This window comes from Rhizobium sp. 2YAF20 (assembly GCF_052114685.1).
Taxonomy (GTDB): Bacteria; Pseudomonadota; Alphaproteobacteria; order Rhizobiales; family Rhizobiaceae; genus Rhizobium.
The window spans coordinates 1-4,319 of record NZ_JBFRFF010000091.1; the positions used below are offsets into that span (position 1 = coordinate 1).

Sequence of the window (4,319 nt, forward strand, 5' to 3'; positions counted from 1 at the left end):
GCACGAGATCATCGGCAACCCAACCTACGCCGATGCCATCCTCGACAGGCTCGTTCATAACGCCCACCGCATCGACCTATCCGGCGAAAGCTTGCGGCGAAATCAGCGCCGGAAATCTTGACTCCCTACCCGAATGAATTGACAACAATCAAAGCCAGCAGGACCCCAGCCTCAAGGGGGCGAGATCATCCCGGAATCCCGGGGCGCAATCATCTCGGAACAAAGGGGCGGCTTCATCGGAATCGGCACTACGTGGCGACACTCGCCGCTGCAGTTGCCCGCCATTGGCCGGAGGTTCTAAGCAATTCCGTCGACCCAGGCTGGGTCCCGACGAAAATGGGAGGAGCAGGAGCGCCGGACGATCTTGAGATGGGGCACCTGACCCAGACCTGGCTGGCGGTGAGTGAAGATGGAGCCGCAAAGCTTGGTGGGTTCTACTGGCACCACCGCCAGCAACGGAAGCCAGCGAGGGAGGTAACGGATAAAAACTTCCAGGATCAACTCATGGACAAGCTCACCGACCTTACGGGGGTAAAACTTTTCTGAAGGGTGCCGCTTTCGAGGTTACGACTTCGGTCGTGCCTTACCAAATCGTCCAGAAATCAAAGCGCCCCGCCGCTTTGGGCGACGGACCGGTACTCAGGACTTGAGCAATGGGGGGCTCGCGTTGCGAACTGAAGTGCGCCGGTTCATTGCTGTCTCCGCAGCGAGACCCATGTTCTGCGCGGACGCGCCACGCCAAAGTTGGCAGCAGCCGCCATCTCGCAAAGGTGCGGCACGTGCCTCTCTACAGTTTGCATCTTTTGGCCGTTCGCGCCGGTCGATATGCAACTTCGCGGAGGGTTAGCCGAGGCGGTCAATGGGTCCCGCGCGTCCGTGAATCGCTTCAGTTCCGAGCAAATATCCGGCCATACAGCCAACGAAGGCGAGCGAACTAATGACGGTCAGCATCCCGAGGGCCGTAACAGGTCCGGAAGGATCAGCCCCTAGTGCGCCGATAAAGAACCCGATAACTGCGCCTGCCGCAGCCCCCACATTGCCAGCACTCGAATGAGCTTTCGCTCAGCATGTTCAATCATTGCGTCCATCCTCCCAGATTTCGGCCACAAAATACGTTTTTTGCAGGTCGCCAAATTCGGGTGCGGCACTGACCATGGTGTCACACCAAGATTGTCACCGCCGTTGACCACTGCGACGGGTGCCACCGAAAGAAGTTCTGTGTGCGGTTCGGGCATGAAATTGTGTTTTAGGCTTACAATGGATTTGTGCTGCAACATTGCACTGGAACAACGGTGTAAACCTGCAACTACGCCACGACGATGCATGGCGTCAGCACTTCCATGATATCGCCTAATCGCCTATCGTCAGGGGCGAAACAGATTTTCAGCCATGAACGTTACAAAGGCCCGTATTTTTGGAGACCGTTGTCTGCTCGATGGCCAGAGGACGCGAAATTCGCCAACGTCCTCGACATGGTCGGCCAGAACGGAGACGAGGCTCTGATCGGCAATTTGCCTGCCGATGGTAAAAAGCGGCAAGCAGGCCACACCAAGCCCAGATTCAGCCATACTGATCAGCGGTTCCAGCGTGCTGGCCATCGGCGATAGAGTCCAATTGTCCGAATGATGGTGGTCTGGTCTTCTCAATCCGGCTTGTGGGTCATCGCCTCCACGCCCGCCAGCAATGGGAAAAAGGCGGGCGCAATCTTGTCCCTCGGCAACTGATCCGTAAGGGGTTCGTTGCCGCGAGGTTCAACGGTTGTTGTCATGACAACCGCACGGCCGACCGTGGCAATGCAGCGGACCCATAGTTGGTTTTTGTCTTGGTCCACATGGTAAAGATAGAAAGCCCTTTTTGTCGGCAGTTCCTCACGATCAATGTGCCCGAAAACGATGGTGCCGTTCGGCGCGTCTTTCGCGTAGGGTGACGTCGTATCGCCAACGCCGACAAATTTGCTGGCAGCGTCATCCGATTCAAAAACGAATAGATTGACGTCGTTGGACGTCGTGGCGTCCGCGCTCACCAGCTTTTGGGTGACCGATGCCTGACCATGCAAGGGCGGGTTTTCAGTCGTCATAGCTGAGAACTGAAGCCCCAGGTCGGATAGCCAATCTGGCCCGGGCGGGTGAGTGCGAAACGCGTCCACCAGTTTCTGGCCGTCTGCGTCGAGACCAGGCTTTGGAGCCTCGGAAGGCTTGTTGTCCGGTGCATCGACGCTGATGCTTTGGCTGAGTTTCATATCGGCGCTGACCGTCACGGTTTCGGTGAGATCGCCATCAGTTGCGGTAAATGATTTTTCGAAACCCACCCACCGAGCCTCGCGATCTGGTGGGGTCCCACCCTTCTCGGCGCTATAGAAATGGAACGAGTGTTCCATCACCCAGAAGTTCTGGTCTGGCTGTGCAGGCCAGGAAGTTTTAGTACGCTGCCTGCCGTCTTTGTACCAATCGGTCTCAATGCGAAAGTAAAGCTCCGGGACAACGAGTGCGGTGTCGAAGTAGGAGCAAAGACCAGGGGTGACGTCGAGCCATCCGGTCGAGACAAACCACGAGCCCTTATCCTTCAGGCTGTGCTGTTCGTACGCAATCGTTACGTAGACGTGTTCGCGAAAGTTGTTGCAAAACTCCACGGCAGCTGACGCGCAGTTCGGCAGAAAGAGGCTCTGAACGATCACCACCGCGAGCCATGTCGCCTTCATTCTGTGCATTGGTACGACGCCTCGACTTGACCCCAACATGACGTTGAGAACAAGAAAGCATCTCGCCTATCTCTGGCCTTTACAATCGCCGCTGTGCTGCCGAAATCGGGCTAATCCCCCGGTTCTAGCTGGTCACGCCACCCACTTGCTGGTGATCCACTGGAATCATTTTAGTATCCTCTAAAGTGACATCGATTCGTGGATCAATCGCGGGAGCCGAGAAGACGGGCAAGATTTCGGGCATCGGCGAGTCCGTGGCATCATATCCCGTCCGTTCCGGAAATGCCTTGCGGCCACTCGTGGATGGGCAGCCAGCCTTTCGCCGTCTGTGCGAAGCCATCGACGCTGCTCGTCAGAGTGTCTGGGCGACGGTGACCTTCATGTGGCCAACGTTCCAGATGCCCGACAGAAGAGGGTCGGCCCTGGATGTTTTAAACCGAGCCGCAGATCGGGGGTTGGATGTCCGGCTTATTTTCTGGCGGCCCGATCCGGAAACCGCTTCATTGAAGACAAACGCCTTTTGGGGTTCGCCGGAACATTTCGCTCTCTTGAATGAAAGTGCGTCCGGCTGTCGAATTCGCTGGGATCGTGCTCAACCTGGATATTGCCAGCATCAAAAAAGCTGGCTCATAGACGCAGGCACAGACACCGAGACCTCCTTTCTAGGAGGGATCAACCTCAACCCGCACTCAATGGTAAGTTCCGGACATCAGGGCGAAGGCCAAAACCATGATGTCTATATCGAGTTGGTTGGCCCCTCAGCAGTGGATGTCCATCACAACTTCGTCCAGCGTTGGAACGAAGCAAGCGAGCGTCATTTGATCGATGGCAGATGGGGACCGGGCAGCGAAACAGATTTGCCTTTCCCCAACAGGGTGCCGCCCGCGCGAGGCAACGCGATTGTTCAAATCCAGAGAACGATTCACGGTGGTCGACACGCAGATGGGCATGCGTCGCCGGGCGGCCTGCCATTCGACATTTCGGCAGGCGAACAGTCGAATTTTGAGCAATACCTGGCGGCGATAGATGGTGCGCGGTCGACAGTCTACATCGAGAACCAGTGCATTGACGTGCCGCAGATCATCGATAGCTTGCGCCTGGCTCTGCATCGGGGCGTGGCAATCGTGGCGGTAGTGCCTGCAGAAGGTAAGGTTTCCGAGGAATTAGCGTCGCTCGGGAAATTCGAAAAGTTTACGCTGGCAGGATTGGCTGGCTTGGGGGACGATGGCAAACGCAAACCCGTTTGGGTGCATGCCAAGCTGATGATCGTCGATGGGGAATGGGGCACGGTCGGGTCGTGCAACCTTCATCGCTATTCCCTTTTTGGCAATTGTGAAATGAACGCAGCCTTTTGGGATCGCGATACTGCCCGAGCCCTCTTATCCGAGCTTCTCCAGGAGCACCTTGCAACCGACACGGCGAGAATGGATGATCATGTCGCCTTAGAGCTATTCCGCTCCATCGCAGAGCAGAACCGCCAGCATTTCGAGGCGGATGAGCACGCGTGGCAAGGGATAGCGTTCAGTTTACTTCCGCCGCCGATTTCGTGAATACATGGCAGACCGGGCTCGCTGATCAATTGGGAGAACCACATTGGCCGTCGTTGGAATGGATCATATTC

At 56.6% G+C, this 4,319-nt stretch carries 4 protein-coding genes and 1 pseudogene; 3 read left to right on the forward strand and 2 right to left on the reverse strand.

What is annotated here, in order from left to right; all coding sequences use genetic code 11:
- Together AB4Z52_RS35685 and AB4Z52_RS35690 are read left to right on the forward strand one after the other, a co-directional pair.
- Positions 1-121: ATP-binding protein (locus tag AB4Z52_RS35685; RefSeq protein ID WP_442221949.1), on the forward strand; the 121-nt coding region annotated here is incomplete at its 5' end.
- A 125-nt stretch (positions 122-246) separates the two neighbouring features.
- Positions 247-546, forward strand: a pseudogene (locus tag AB4Z52_RS35690) (SDR family NAD(P)-dependent oxidoreductase); the annotation flags it as partial.
- An 818-nt stretch (positions 547-1,364) separates the two neighbouring features.
- Here AB4Z52_RS35690 and AB4Z52_RS35695 read toward each other — a convergent pair.
- Together AB4Z52_RS35695 and AB4Z52_RS35700 are read right to left on the reverse strand one after the other, a co-directional pair.
- Positions 1,365-1,568, reverse strand: coding sequence for a LysR substrate-binding domain-containing protein (locus AB4Z52_RS35695; protein WP_442222533.1), 204 nt, complete (start codon positions 1,566-1,568; stop codon positions 1,365-1,367).
- A 74-nt stretch (positions 1,569-1,642) separates the two neighbouring features.
- Positions 1,643-2,707 (reverse strand): DUF1036 domain-containing protein, encoded by a 1,065-nt coding sequence (locus AB4Z52_RS35700; RefSeq protein ID WP_442222534.1) that lies wholly within the window; start codon positions 2,705-2,707, stop codon positions 1,643-1,645.
- A 278-nt stretch (positions 2,708-2,985) separates the two neighbouring features.
- On the opposite strand from AB4Z52_RS35700, the gene AB4Z52_RS35705 reads away from it, so the two are divergent.
- Entirely contained in the window at positions 2,986-4,248 is a 1,263-nt protein-coding gene (locus AB4Z52_RS35705) for a phospholipase D-like domain-containing protein (protein WP_442222535.1), read from the forward strand.
- Positions 4,249-4,319 lie beyond the last annotated feature (71 nt).

Coding starts and splice junctions, on each gene's coding strand:
- AB4Z52_RS35695 (WP_442222533.1), bottom strand. CDS start 1,568: ATGGCTGAATCTGGGCTTGGTGTGGCCTGCTTGCCGCTTTTTACCATC.
- AB4Z52_RS35700 (WP_442222534.1), bottom strand. CDS start 2,707: ATGCACAGAATGAAGGCGACATGGCTCGCGGTGGTGATCGTTCAGAGC.